Origin of the sequence: Brevundimonas sp. (assembly GCF_029945885.1) — a bacterium.
Lineage (GTDB): Bacteria > Pseudomonadota > Alphaproteobacteria > Caulobacterales > Caulobacteraceae > Brevundimonas.
The window spans coordinates 129,971-142,596 of sequence record NZ_JAQSDK010000013.1; the positions used below are offsets into that span (position 1 = coordinate 129,971).

A 12,626-nucleotide genomic window follows, 5' to 3' on the forward strand; every position below is an offset into this window, starting at 1 on the left:
GGATCGACGCTAAAACCGTCCGCTGTCCCTGTCGAGGAACCATGATCACCTGCCCGGGCCCGAGCGAAATCGCCGCTGCACGCGCCGCCCTTGTGGCCGCCGATCCCCGGCTGGAGCGGGCCCATGCCCAGACGCCGGTGTTCGAATGGCGCGCGCGGACCGGCGGCTTCGAGGGGTTGTTCCGGATGATCGTCGAACAGCAGGTGTCCGTGGCCTCGGCCGCGGCCATCTGGGGGCGGGTCCGCGACGGTCTTGGCGAGGTTACGGCTGACCGGGTACTGGCCCTGGACATCGAGACCCTGCGTGGCTTCGGCCTGTCGGGACAGAAGGCCCGCTATGGCCATGAGATCGCCCGGGCCCAGGGCGAGGGCCGGATCGATTTCGACCATATGGCGGGGCTGGACGACGCCGCGGCCGTGGCTGCCCTGACGGCGATCAAGGGGGTCGGGCGGTGGACTGCGGAGACCTGGCTGATGTTCTGCGACGGACGCACCGACCTGTTTCCGGGCGGCGATGTCGCGCTGCAGGAGGCGATGCGCTGGGTCGATCGGGCGGGCGTGCGACCGGGTGAAAAACAGGCCTGTGCCCGGGCTGAAATCTGGCGACCGCACCGCAGTATTGCGGCACATCTTCTGTGGGGGTGGTATGGCGGGATCAGGCGCGGCGAAATCGCGCTTGAGGAGCCCCAGCCGTGATACCGACGCCCAGCCTGGACGAGATCAGCCAGCCGATTCTGCCGACCCTGTTCCTGCTGGACTATGTCGGTGTGCTGGTGTTTGCCGCCACCGGGGCCCTGGCGTCGGCGCGCGAGAAGCATGACCTGGTGACCATGGGCTTCTTCGCCGCCATCACCGGAGTCGGCGGCGGCACATTGCGGGACCTGCTGATCGGCGCACCGGTGTTCTGGGTTCAGGACTGGAAATATATGGCGGTCTGCCTGACCGGGGCGCTGGCGGTCTGGATACTGGGGCGGCGCGACTGGCGGTTCCGGGCCCTGCTGTGGCTCGATGCCATCGGTCTGGCCGCCTACGGCGTAATGGGCGCGGCCAAGGCGGAAGCCTTCGGGGTCGCTCCGCTGATCTGCATCATCATGGGCACGCTGACCGCCTGTTTCGGCGGCATCGTCCGCGACCTGCTGGCGGGGCAGCCGTCGATCCTGCTGCGGCGCGAGATCACCGTCACCGCTGCGATCCTGGCGGCTGCCGCCTATGTGGCGATGAAGATGCTGGGTCTGTCCAATGTGGCGGCCGCCCTGGTGGCCATGCCGCTGGGATTCGGCCTGAGGGCCGGGGCTCTGGCCAAGGGCTGGAGCCTGCCCGGTTTTCCGGACACTCCGTCGCGCGGATGATGTCGCCGAGCCGACACGTAGACGTCATGGCGGAGCCGTCGAATCGCGGCTAGGCTGGAGCTTGCCTGACAAGGAAGGAGACGTGTCTTCAGTCCTGTCGCCTCCCTTTCCCTCCAGCGCACTGGCAGGGCCTGATGCAGGTCCAGTCCCGTCCCCCGTCCGGTTGGCCCGCGCTGGTGCTGAACGCCGACTTTCGCCCGCTGTCCTACTATCCGCTGTCGATCTGGCCGTGGGAGGAGGTGGTGAAGGCCGTCTACCAGAACCGCGTCGATGTGGTCTCCACCTATGACAAGGTGGTGCGCAGCCCGTCGATGGAGATCGTCCTGCCCAGCGTGATTGCGCTGAAGACCTATGTCGATCAGGACCGCCAGCCTGCCTTTACCCGGTTCAACGTCTTCCTGCGCGATGGCTTCACCTGCCAGTATTGCGGTGACATGCGCGACCTGACTTTCGACCATGTGGTCCCGCGCAGCCGCGGCGGTCGCACCACCTGGGAAAACATCGTCGCCGCCTGCTCGCCCTGCAACCTGCGCAAGGGTGGACGCACGCCGCAGCAGGCCAATATGCCGGTCCACCGCGCGCCGCATCGTCCGAACTCCTGGGAGTTGCAGGAGCGGGGGCGGAAATTCCCGCCGCATTTCCTGCACCAGAGCTGGCTGGACTACCTGTACTGGGACATCGAACTGGAGCCGTAGGCGGGAGGCCTTCGGTCCGCTATTGTGCCCGAACGGTTTCACACACAGTAAGCAGACGGTCCCCGGGACCGTTGACGCCACTGCTGCGTTGAGGTCGTCTTCCCCCGTTCAGCACAGGCTGCCATGAAACTCCGTGTCCGTTCCGAGCTCGTCTATCGTTTCGACCCGCCGACGGACGCGATTTTCCAGATTCACGTCGCATCCTGGCCGGGGCTGCGGGTGCTGGAAGAGACTCTGGTCGTCAGCCCCGAGGCCGATTTCCGCCTGGATGAGACGGTCGATCTTGGCACGAGGCCGCTGCGGGGGCGTCTGTCCGGTACCGTGTCGGTGATCTATGAGGCCCTGGTCGACAATGGGCGGCTCAAGGGGCTGCCGCCCGGTGCCGTCCAGCACAACTGGACCGATCTCCCGGTCGAGGTCCTGACCTATCTGTGGCCGAGCCGGTATTGCGGCTCCGACGAGTTCGGCCGGTTCGCCGAGCGCGAATTCGGCAGCCTGAGCGGCGGGGCGCGGGTGCTGGCCATCGTCGGCTGGATTGCCGGGAACGTCGACTATCGCTTCGGCGTGTCCGACAGTGAAACCACGGCCGCCCGAACCTTCATCGATCGCGCCGGCGTGTGCCGCGACTTCACCCATCTGGGTATCGCCCTGTGTCGCGCCTCCGGGATTCCGGCGCGGGCCGTCAGCGCCTATGCCGCCCAGATGACACCGCCGGATTTTCACGCCGTCTTCGAGGTCTGGCTGTCCAATGGCTGGTGGCTGATCGATCCGACCGGCCTGGCTCCGATCGAGGGGCTGGTTCGGATCGCCAGTGGCCGCGACGCAGCCGACATCGCCTTTTTGAGCACCCAGGGGGCCTGCGAAATGGTTCGTCAGGCGATCACTGTCGAGGCCGTCTGATCAGTCACTGCTGTCGGTCGCCTGCCGTGCCTTCCAGGTCTCGATATAGTCGAGACGTCGCAGGGCCCGGTCGTGAGGGTCGATCAGGACATGGGCACCGGCCGGTACGGTGATCTCACCGTGATTGCCGGTCATGGGAAGGGTGGTCAGTTGGCCGTCGACCTCGATCTCGACCGGCATGGGAAAGGACCCGCCGTCGCCGGTGACCCAGTCCAGTTTCAACAGGTCGCCTTCGCGGGTCTGGCGAAGGTCGGGCAGGGCGGCCTGGTACAGATAGGCGCGGAAGAACCAGGTCAGGTCGCGGCCACTCTCTTCATTGACGAGGGCCAGGAAGTCGTCGGTCGAGGCGAAGCGCGGGCTGAAACTGCCCGGACGCGGGTCTGGCCGACCATAGACCAGCCGACGCACCGAATTGAAAAAGGCCTCGTCGCCGATCAGCAGGCGCAGGGAATGGGCGATCAGCGAGCCCTTGTTGTAGATGTCCAGGCCCGGTCCCTTGTCACCGTCATAGACCTGGTCCTCGGTGCGCAGTTCGCCGGACACGACCGGATGAACGTTGAGCAGGGCCAGGCGCTGTTTCAGCAGGGCGGCCTGCATGGCCCGGTCGCCGTGCAGCCAGCGGTCGTAGAGGGGCTGCATATAGCTGCCCAAACCCTCGTGCAGCCACATGTCGTCGGCATTGGTGTTGGTCAACTGGTTGCCGAACCATTCGTGCGACAGCTCATGGTGCAGCAGCCAGTCGAAGCCGCGCCCGTCCAGCTTGTAGGCATTGCCGTAGGCGTTGATGGTCTGATGCTCCATGCCCAGGTGCGGGGTCTCGACCACGCCCATCTTCTCGTCGCCGAAGGGGAAGGGCCCCACGGTGGCCTCGTAGAAGTCCAGCATCTTCGGGAATTCGTCGAACAGGGCCCGGGCCCGGTCCGGGTCGTCGGTGGGCAGGTACCAGTAGGTCATCGGCACGGTGTTGCCGAAACGGCTGGCGTAGTCGGCGCTGAGTTCGACATAGGGACCGATGTTGAGGGCCACCGCATAGGTGTTGGGCCGGGCCGCGCTCCAGCTCCAGGTGGTCCAGCCGTCGCCCTGGTCGATGACACCGGTGAGGCGACCGTTGGCCGGGGCCGACAGGCCGGTGGGGACGGTGATGTGCAGGTCGACCCGGCCCGGCTCGGCCAGGGGGTGGTCGATACAGGGCCAGAACAGGTCACAACCCTCGCCCTGGACGGCGGTGGCGATCCACGGCTGTCCGTCGAGCGTGGTGGTCCAGACGAAACCGCCGTCCCACGGCGCGCGCGGGGCCTCGCGGGGATAGCCGGCATAGGCGATGCGCAGGCTGACCGATTGTCCGGCGGCGATCGGCCGGGGCAGATCGACCGTCAGCCGCCCGTCGGGATTGGCCCAGTGGTCAGGCGGGACCGGCATCCCGTCGACGGCCACCCCGGTGATGGCAAAGCGGGTGTCCAGCTCGACCGCCAGCCGCTCCAGGGGGGCGGTGGCAGTGAAGCGCAATTCGGCGACGGCGCTGAGGGCCCGGGCCTCGGGGCTGACGCGGATGGACAGGTCGGCCCGGTCGAACCGCATGGCCAGCTGCTCGGCGGTCCGGGGCTGGTCGGTCTCGAGCGTGAAGGCGGTGGACAGACGCAGGGCGGCGGTCGGCGGTGCCGGCGTCGTGGCGCAGGCGGCCAGGGCCAGGACACAGGCCGCAGGCACGGCAAGTCGGGGGACGATGGCGGACACGGCGAACTCCGGAGGCGACCGGGTCGAGGGTAGGGCCAGCGGGCGCGGGCGCAAGGGTGATCGCGACCAAAGAAAAAGGCCGGTGTTGCCACCGGCCTTTTTCAAATTCAGCAGTCAGTCGCCGATCAAGCGGCGGCTTGCTCGGCGATCTTGGCCTTGACCTGGCGCTTGATGCGCTGGGCGGCGGTCGAGAGCTTTTCGTCGCGTGCCTTGACGATGAAGGCGTCCAGGCCACCCTTGTAGTCGAGGGTGCGCAGGGCGGCGTTCGAGATCCGCAGGCTGAACGACTGGCCCAGGGACTCGGAGGCGAGCTTGACCGTTTTCAGCGACGGCAGGAACCGGCGCTTGGTCTTCACATTCGAGTGGCTCACGCTGTGGCCGACCATCGGGCCGATACCGGTGAGTTCGCAACGACGAGACATCGTCAGATCCTTAAAGATCACATCCGGAAAACAGCGGCCGGACGCATGAAACAGGAACGCGCGGGCAAATGTCCCGCGCGAGAGGGGGCCGTATAGAGGAAGGGCGGTCCGCGCGTCAAGGCCGAACCCGCCTGTCGGGAGTCGAACGTCCCTGTTCAGCCGCCGTTCAATTGCCGCCATATAGAGACTGTATCCATGACCACGTTTTCAAACCGAGGGGCGACAATGAAACCTTCTGCTGTGCTGACCCGCACCCTGGCCACCGCCGTGCCGGTGCTCGCCGGGGCCCTGATGTTGGGGGCGTCGGCCGCGGCCCCCCAGGCCCCGGCACCCGCGCCGCCCGCCCAGACAGTCCTGCCCGGCTACTGGGAATATACGACCAGTGCCCTGGGCATGGGCGACACCGAGACCAAATGCGTCCGGCCCAGTGAGATCAACCGCTTCTTCGGCGGTCTGTCGACCCGGCGCTGGCGGTGCACCTACCCGGTGCGCGAGGTCGGCAACGGCCAGGCCCGGTTTGAAGGTGTCTGCCGCGACCCCAAGGGGCGGAGCGTCAACGTCCGGCTGAACGGCCCCTTTGACGCGGAACATTTCCGTTTCCGGGGCGGGGCTCAGCTGGCGCGGGGCCTGCCCTATATTCCGGCCAGTATCACGGCGCATCGTATCAGCGCCGAATGCCCGGCCAACGCCGAATATTTCTGAGGCCCGGCCCATCGGGCTCCGGAACAAGAAAAAGGCCCGGTCTCGCGACCGGGCCTTTTGTCTATGACGACGATCGCCTGACGGGTCAGGCGGCTTCGGCCTCAGCCTCGGCCTCGGCGGCAGCGATGGCCGCCGGAGACAGGACAGCCTTCTTGGCGCTGAGCGACTTGGCCAGCAGCTCGACGGCGGCTCCCTTGTCGATGCGGTTGGCCGCAGCGACTTCACGGGCCATGCGGTCCAGGGCCGATTCATAGAGCTGGCGCTCGGAATAGGACTGTTCCGGCTGGCTGTCGGCACGGTGCAGGTCGCGAACCACCTCGGCGATCGAGATCAGGTCGCCGGAGTTGATCTTGGCTTCATATTCCTGGGCGCGGCGGCTCCACATGGTCCGCTTGATGCGGGCGCGGCCTTTGAGCGTGGTCAGGGCCTTGGTCACCACATCTTCGGCGGCCAGGGTGCGCAGGCCGGCCGTCTTGGCCTTCTTGGTCGGAACCCGCAGAGTCATCTTCTCGTGGTCGAAGGTCACGACATAGACTTCCAGTTCCATGCCAGCGACCTCCTGGACCTCGACGGCGGCGACCTTGCCGACGCCGTGCGCCGGGTAGACGACCGCATCGCCTACCTTGAATTCCAGACCGCTCTTGCTCGTCATGTCATTCCTTTCCCGGCAGCAGGGGCGGGCGAAGCGAAAACCCAGAGACGTCAAATCCTCTCCGTCGGCGGGGGCCGTCGGAGGGGACCGGTTTAGACGTCGCTGTGGAAACGGATCACCAAACCTCTGGCCGACCCTGCCTTCGTGGGCGGGGTTCTGTCGCAAACGCGGGCGGGGCGAAAATTTCGCTGACCGCCCGACCCAATGACGAGGAACCTATCACAAAATGCCGGAATTTCAAAACATCCACAGCTCCGTCTCCGGAGGGGTGTGTCACCGGTGGGGCCGGGGCTGAAGGCTCAGGAGCCCTTGCCGGGTTTGGTGGAGAAATATTTCTCGAACTTGCCGGTCTCACGCTCGAATTGTGCGGCATCGGCCGGAGCTGTGCCCTTGACGGTTATGTTGGGCCAGACCTTGGCATATTCGGCGTTGACCTGAAGCCATTTGCCGTCGGGCTCGTCCTCGGTGTCGGGCACGATGGCGTCGACAGGGCATTCCGGTTCGCAGACACCGCAGTCGATGCATTCGTCCGGAGCGATGACCAGGAAATTCTCGCCCTCGTAGAAGCAGTCGACCGGGCAGACCTCGACACAGTCCATGAATTTACATTTCACGCAGGCGTCGGTGACGATGTAGGTCATGGCGGAGCTGAAATACCGGGCGAAGGTCGGGGAGGGAATGGCCTGCGGACATGACCCCCGACCGTTGTCCTGTCAACTGATCGGCCCCGAAAGCGCCCCGGATCAGGGAGCTGCGGGCCGGCCCATCGCGCGTTATTTGCAGCAGTGTCTATTACAGATATGGTCGGCGCTTCCCGGTCTTCAGGAGATCCGTCCATGCTGTCACGTCAACGTCTCGTCCGTTCGGGCCTCGCAGGAGCCCTGGCGCTCAGCCTCGTGGCTGGTGGCGTGTTCGCCCAGGCCGCCCTGACCCGCAACCCCGCCGAGGTCGAGGCCGGAACCTACAAATTGGATCCGGCCCACGGCAAGATCACCTGGTCGATCCAGCATATGGGCTTTTCGACCTATTCCGGTCAGTTCACCAACGTCTCGGCCGATCTGACGCTGGACCCGGCCAATCCTTCGGCCGCGACCCTGACCGCGACCGTGCCCCTGGCCGACGTCGCCCCCAATGACGATGGCCTGAAGGCTCACCTCCAGACGCCGGACTTCTTCAATACTGCAGAGTTCCCGACGGCCACCTTCACGGCCCGGACGATCGTCGTCGATTCGTCCGACCCGAGTGAGGCTGACGTCACGGGCGATCTGAGCCTGCATGGCGTGACGCGATCCGTCACCCTGGCCGTCAAATTCAACCAGGCCGGGCCGTTCATGGGCGGGGCCTATCGCGTGGGCTTCGACGGCGAGACGACGATTAACCGGTCGGAATTCGGCATCGACAAATATGTCCCGATGCTGGGCGACGCGGTCGAACTCCATATCGAGGGTGAGTTCGTCAAACAGTAGGCGCGTCGTCCGACCCCACCAGGCTGGAATAGAGGGCGCGGGCCTCCGTCGGGGGGCCGCGCCGCGTGCCCAGGGCCTCGACCCGCACCGACAGGACCCGGCCACTGATCGCGAAGGTCAGGGCATCGCCGGGATGGACGAGGCGGCTGGGCTTGTCGAGCCGGACCTGGTGCCCGCGCTGGGCCAGGCGCACGGCCCCGCGCTCGACGAAGGCGGTCGCCAGGGACCGTGTGCGCAGGAAGCGGGCCCGCCACAGCCAGACATCGACGCGACAGGCGCTGTCGTTCATGCCTTGGGCGCGACCCGTCGCCGGGCTGTGGCCTTGCGTCGCGGGGGCCGCGCCGGGGCGGCGGTCAGGGCGGCCAGGGCGGCGAAGGGCGAGTCTTTCGGCGGGGCCACGGGTTGCCCGGGCCGATCGGGTAACCGGGCGCGCACGGGCCGCAACGCGATCGACAGCGCCCGGGCCTCGTCGGCGGTCCAGCCCAGTTCGGCCAAGACCGGGGCGGGCAGGGTACCGTCCTTGCCGCGTTGATCGGCGGCCCGTTCCAGCGCCTCGACCGGCACGGCCCAGCGCCCGACGGCGCGCAGGCCGCGGGCCGACAGGGTCCGGGCTGACGGTGGCGGATCGGGCAGCAGGGTCAGGCCCCCGGCCTGTGGACGGAACGGTTGATCGGCGACGAAGGCCAGGGCCAGGGCCCGGGCGCGTGGCTTCAATATATCGGGCAGCCAGACCGAGTGGCTGCCCATGCGCACGGCGAAGGTGCGCAGCGTGCGGCGCTCGGCCGGGCTGAGGGCGTGGAGGTCGCGCTCGACCTCGGCCCGGTCGATCAGGCCGCCGGCCTCGACCAGCCGGAAGGCCAGGCCACGCGGCAGACCCTTCAGGCTTCCGCTGTCGAGCGCCCGGCGCAGGCGACGCAGGGATTTCAGTGCCCGTCCGGCCTCGGCCGCCAGCCAGGCCTCGATCCGCTGGCGGGCGCGGTCGCGGGTGGCCGTGGGTCCAAGTTCGCTGAGCAGCCGCACCCGGGGGGCGAAGGGATCGCCACCGATGATCCGCGCGGCCTGGGCCCCCTGCCACAGGACGATTCCGTCCGGGGCGACCGAGAAGGCGTCGTCACTGTCGCCTGTCAGCCTGCCGAGGCGCCGGGCGATCTCGGGGCCGACGGCGCGACCGGCGGCGGCCTTCAGCGTGCGGTCGGCCAGGGTGGAGCCGCCCTTGTCCGGGGCGAAACGGACCCCGTCCAGGTGGCCGACCACCTCACCCTCGACCGTGACCCGGCCGTCCTCGGCCACCTCGGCGGCGAGATCCGGCCGGTCGTTGAGCGACCGCATCAGGGCGGTGGTACGGCGGTCGACGAACCGGGCCGTCAGCCGCTCGTGCAGGACATCGGACAGCCGCTCTTCCAGTACCCGGGTCTGGTCGCGCCAGTCGCGGGCCTGGTCCAGCCAGTCGGCCCGGTTGGCGATGTAGGACAGGGTGCGCACCCCGGCCAGTCGGGCCGAGAGCTGGTCGATCTGGCCGTCATCGCGGTCCAGTTGGGCGAAGCGGGGGGCGATCCAGTCGGCGGTCAGCCGTCCGCGCGGCCCGGTCAGGGCCTGGAAGATCCCCTTCGACAGGCGGGCGTGTTCGTCGAGGGTGGTCTTCTGGAAATCGGGCAGCTGACAGGCCTCCCACAGCCGCATCACCGCGCCGCGTGAGCGGCCGATACGTTTGACGTCCTCATCGGCCATGGCCCGGCGCAACAGGGTTTCGTCGAGGGCCGGGGCCGCCAGTTTCAGCCCCCGCGTGCCGGGGGTCTCGACCAGGGAGCGCAGCAGGTCGGGCAGGGTGTCGAAATCCAGCCGGGCATTGCGCCATTCGGCAGCCACCACCGGATCGAACCGGTGGTCGACCACCTGTTCGACCAGATCGGCATCCAGTTCCTCGCATTCGCCGGTGACACCGAAGGTGCCGTCGCGCAGGTGGCGACCGGCGCGGCCGGCGATCTGGCCGATCTCATGGGCATGCAGCCAGCGGGTGCGGGTGCCGTCGAATTTGCGCAGGCCGGCGAAGGCGACATGGTCGACGTCCATGTTCAGCCCCATGCCGATGGCGTCGGTGGCGACGAGAAAGTCGACCTCGCCGGACTGGAACAGTTCGACCTGGGCATTGCGGGTGCGCGGCGACAGACTGCCCATGACCACGGCGGCCCCGCCGCGCTGGCGGCGGATCAGCTCGGCGATCGCATAGACCCGCTCGGTCGAGAAGGCGACGATGGCACTGCGCCGCGGCAGCCGGGTCAGCTTCTTCGACCCGTCGTAGCTGAGGGTCGAGAGGCGTTCGCGGATGACGACCTCAAGGTCGGGGATCAGGGCCCGCATCAGGGGGGCCATGGTGCCGGCCCCCAGGAACATGGTCTCGAACCGGCCGCGGGCGTGCAGCAGGCGCTGGGTGAACATGTGGCCGCGCTCGGGATCGGCGACCAGCTGGATCTCGTCGACGGCCAGGAATTCCACCTGGCGTTCCAGCGGCATGGCCTCGACCGTGCAGACGAAGAACCGGGCCCGGGGCGGGACGATCTTCTCCTCGCCGGTGATCAGGGCCACGGCTGCGGCTCCGCAGCGTTTGACGATCCGCTCATAGATCTCGCGCGCCAGCAGACGCAGCGGCAGGCCGATCATGCCCGAGGCGTGACCCAGCATCCGCTCGACCGCCAGATGGGTCTTGCCGGTATTGGTGGGGCCCAGGACCGCGACGACGCGCGAGGGGGCCAGACCCGTGGGGCGATCACTCATGATGGACCCAAGGTGGCGACTCACGAGGCATTGCTCAAGGCGCAAGCGTCGGGCGTCAGGGTCGCAGGGCGTATGGTGAAATTCGCTTGCTCCGCGCCGTGGGGACCGCACAGTGACGGTTACCGCATATCCGGAGCCTGACCTTGACCGACACCGCCCCCCGCAAGCCGATTGCCTGGCCCATGCTGATCCGCCAGGGCCACCTGTTCCTGGGCATGATCATCGCGCCCAGCATCCTGATGTTCGCCATCACCGGCGGGCTGCAGATCTTCCGCCTGCAGGAGAGCCACGAAGGCTACACCCCGCCCCCGATCGTCGAGAAGCTGGGTCGGATGCACATGGATCAGGTCTTTGCGCTGAAGAAGCCGCGGCCCGCGCCGGTGGCGGCTCCGGCCGCGGCGGACGCACCGGCGGCGGCGGTCGAGGCGGCCCGGCCGGAACCGAAGCCCGCCCCGCCGCTGTCGAAGGTGCTGCTGCAGTGGTTCTTCACCCTGGTCGCCGTCGGCCTGGTGCTGTCCACCCTGATGGGGGTCTGGATGGGCGTCATGGTCAGCCGCTGGAAGATCACGGCGCGCTGGCTGCTGCTGGCCGGCACCGTCCTGCCGGTGCTGATGCTGCTGGTCTAGGGCCCGATATCCGTCGGTCTTAACGGGGCGTGGTTAACCGGCGGAACAGGGGCGAAACGAATCAGGACCGAATCGCCGACACCGCCCGATTCAGGGTTTGTTCCCTACAAGATATTGTATCTTAAGAAGGATTAACCACAATCAGCGGCGCGTTCCGGCCAGGGGTATGCGGCGGGCGCGCGGTAATTCCATCGCGGGGCGGCGTGAGGTGCTTCCCCCGCGCCCGCCGAGCCGCTAGGTCAGCCTTCGTGACCCCGTAGCTCAGCCGGATAGAGCAAGGCTTTCCTAAAGCAGAGGTCGGGGGTTCGAGTCCCTCCGGGGTCGCCAACTAAGACAGAAGCTTCTCGACCAGGACCACGTCACGCCAGACGCCGTCCAGTTGTCCATGCCGTCTCAGCACGCCGACCTTCCGGAAGCCGAGCGCGGCGAGCAGGCCCAGGCTCGCCGTGTTCTCGGGAAAGACGCGCGACAGGAGCTTCCAGAGTCCGGCCTCGCGCGCCGCCTCGATCAGACTGACCATCGCGGCGCGACCGGCCCCGCATCCCCGATGGTCCCGGCCGACGTAGACCGAGAACTCGGCCACGCCCCGATAGACGAACCGGTCCGCGTGGGGAAAGCTGGCGGCGAAGGCGATCACCGGTCCCGCCTCCCCGGTCACCACCCGGACCGGATGCCGGCCGTCGAACCACCGGGCGATCATGTCGGGGGTGCGGTGTTCGGTCTCGAAGGTGCCGACCCGATCCTCGATGCCCTGATTATAGATCGCCGTGATCGTCGCCGCGTCGGCGACGGTAGCGGCTCGCGTGCGCATCCTGTCCATCCTGCGTTCCTGCCCGACCTTGAGTCCGTCCGTCCGGAGCCGGTCGCCCCGGTCGAGGGCGTTGACGGTAGGCCGGTTGACACAACTAATAATCTAGATATATAGGTTCGTATGCAAGCATTATCCCCCGGCCTGGACGAAATCGAAGAGCGGGTGGCGGACCGGTTGGCCGCACTGGGGGCACCTGTGCGGCTTCGGCTGATCCGTCTGCTGGTGCGGGCCGGGGAGGAGGGTCTGACGGTCGGTGACCTGCAGCGTCGTCTGGAGATGCCGGCCTCCACCCATGCACATCACCTCGCCGCGCTGGTGCGCACGGGCCTGGTCCTTCAGGAGCGGCGCGGTCGCGAGGTGTTCTGCCGCGCCGACTTCGCCGCCGTGCGTGGCCTGGGGGAGTATCTCAGCGATCAGTGCTGCGCCGACGCGGGGGCCGGTGGTCGGGTCCCGGAGTGACGATTTGTCGATCTGAAATAACTATAAAACTGGAGAAAT

The 12,626-nt window shown here is 67.5% G+C and carries 15 protein-coding genes and 1 tRNA gene; 9 read left to right on the plus strand and 7 right to left on the minus strand.

Features of this window, described 5'->3' with window-relative positions; genetic code table 11:
• Positions 1-41 precede the first annotated feature (41 nt).
• The 4 genes from PSV00_RS07210 (at position 42) to PSV00_RS07225 (ending at position 2,943) form a co-directional block, all read left to right on the plus strand.
• On the plus strand, positions 42-695 hold the full coding sequence (locus tag PSV00_RS07210) for a DNA-3-methyladenine glycosylase 2 family protein (RefSeq protein WP_300445838.1): 654 nt from the start codon (positions 42-44) through the stop codon (positions 693-695).
• Positions 692-1,348 carry a trimeric intracellular cation channel family protein gene (locus PSV00_RS07215; RefSeq protein ID WP_300445839.1) on the plus strand — a complete coding sequence of 219 codons (657 nt, stop codon included), beginning with the start codon at positions 692-694 and terminating at the stop codon, positions 1,346-1,348. The genes PSV00_RS07210 and PSV00_RS07215 overlap by 4 nt, the downstream gene beginning before the upstream one ends.
• Before the next feature lie 134 nt (positions 1,349-1,482).
• The gene (locus PSV00_RS07220) at positions 1,483-2,043 is read left to right on the plus strand and encodes an HNH endonuclease (protein ID WP_300445840.1); all 561 of its coding nucleotides are present in this window, start codon (positions 1,483-1,485) and stop codon (positions 2,041-2,043) included.
• A 123-nt stretch (positions 2,044-2,166) separates the two neighbouring features.
• Positions 2,167-2,943, plus strand: a complete 777-nt coding sequence (locus tag PSV00_RS07225) for a transglutaminase family protein (RefSeq protein ID WP_300445841.1) — start codon at positions 2,167-2,169, stop codon at positions 2,941-2,943.
• Here PSV00_RS07225 and PSV00_RS07230 read toward each other — a convergent pair whose 3' ends face one another.
• Together PSV00_RS07230 and rpmB are read right to left on the minus strand one after the other, a co-directional pair.
• Positions 2,944-4,677, minus strand: coding sequence for a M1 family metallopeptidase (locus PSV00_RS07230; RefSeq protein ID WP_300445842.1), 1,734 nt, complete (start codon positions 4,675-4,677; stop codon positions 2,944-2,946).
• A gap of 125 nt (positions 4,678-4,802) precedes the next feature.
• Entirely contained in the window at positions 4,803-5,099 is a 297-nt protein-coding gene (gene rpmB, locus PSV00_RS07235; RefSeq protein WP_300445942.1) for a 50S ribosomal protein L28, read from the minus strand.
• A gap of 225 nt (positions 5,100-5,324) precedes the next feature.
• Here rpmB and PSV00_RS07240 point away from each other — a divergent pair, with 225 nt between their 5' ends.
• Entirely contained in the window at positions 5,325-5,801 is a 477-nt protein-coding gene (locus tag PSV00_RS07240) for a DUF3617 family protein (protein ID WP_300445843.1), read from the plus strand.
• An 85-nt stretch (positions 5,802-5,886) separates the two neighbouring features.
• Here the strand turns inward: PSV00_RS07240 and PSV00_RS07245 are convergent, their stop codons facing one another.
• Complete coding sequence (locus PSV00_RS07245) at positions 5,887-6,453, minus strand: CarD family transcriptional regulator (protein ID WP_300445844.1); 567 nt, start codon at positions 6,451-6,453, stop codon at positions 5,887-5,889.
• A 299-nt stretch (positions 6,454-6,752) separates the two neighbouring features.
• Positions 6,753-7,094, minus strand: coding sequence for a ferredoxin FdxA (fdxA, locus tag PSV00_RS07250; protein WP_300445845.1), 342 nt, complete (start codon positions 7,092-7,094; stop codon positions 6,753-6,755).
• Between the two features lie 195 nt (positions 7,095-7,289).
• Between fdxA and PSV00_RS07255 the strand changes: the two genes are divergently transcribed.
• Complete coding sequence (locus tag PSV00_RS07255) at positions 7,290-7,919, plus strand: YceI family protein (protein ID WP_300445846.1); 630 nt, start codon at positions 7,290-7,292, stop codon at positions 7,917-7,919.
• Here the strand turns inward: PSV00_RS07255 and PSV00_RS07260 are convergent.
• Together PSV00_RS07260 and PSV00_RS07265 are read right to left on the minus strand one after the other, a co-directional pair.
• Positions 7,909-8,208: a S4 domain-containing protein gene (locus PSV00_RS07260; protein ID WP_300445847.1), complete on the minus strand. Its 300-nt coding sequence runs from the start codon at positions 8,206-8,208 to the stop codon at positions 7,909-7,911. The two genes, PSV00_RS07255 and PSV00_RS07260, sit on opposite strands and share 11 nt — an antisense overlap.
• The gene (locus tag PSV00_RS07265; RefSeq protein WP_300445848.1) at positions 8,205-10,691 is read right to left on the minus strand and encodes a helicase-related protein; all 2,487 of its coding nucleotides are present in this window, start codon (positions 10,689-10,691) and stop codon (positions 8,205-8,207) included. The genes PSV00_RS07260 and PSV00_RS07265 overlap by 4 nt, the downstream gene beginning before the upstream one ends.
• A gap of 143 nt (positions 10,692-10,834) precedes the next feature.
• Between PSV00_RS07265 and PSV00_RS07270 the strand changes: the two genes are divergently transcribed.
• Positions 10,835-11,317, plus strand: coding sequence for a hypothetical protein (locus PSV00_RS07270; RefSeq protein ID WP_300445849.1), 483 nt, complete (start codon positions 10,835-10,837; stop codon positions 11,315-11,317).
• 250 nt (positions 11,318-11,567) lie between these two features.
• Positions 11,568-11,644 (plus strand) — tRNA-Arg (locus tag PSV00_RS07275).
• A 1-nt stretch (position 11,645) separates the two neighbouring features.
• Here PSV00_RS07275 and PSV00_RS07280 read toward each other — a convergent pair.
• Positions 11,646-12,128: an arsinothricin resistance N-acetyltransferase ArsN1 family A gene (locus PSV00_RS07280; protein ID WP_300445850.1), complete on the minus strand. Its 483-nt coding sequence runs from the start codon at positions 12,126-12,128 to the stop codon at positions 11,646-11,648.
• 120 nt (positions 12,129-12,248) lie between these two features.
• Here PSV00_RS07280 and PSV00_RS07285 point away from each other — a divergent pair, with 120 nt between their 5' ends.
• On the plus strand, positions 12,249-12,587 hold the full coding sequence (locus PSV00_RS07285) for a metalloregulator ArsR/SmtB family transcription factor (RefSeq protein ID WP_300445851.1): 339 nt from the start codon (positions 12,249-12,251) through the stop codon (positions 12,585-12,587).
• Positions 12,588-12,626 lie beyond the last annotated feature (39 nt).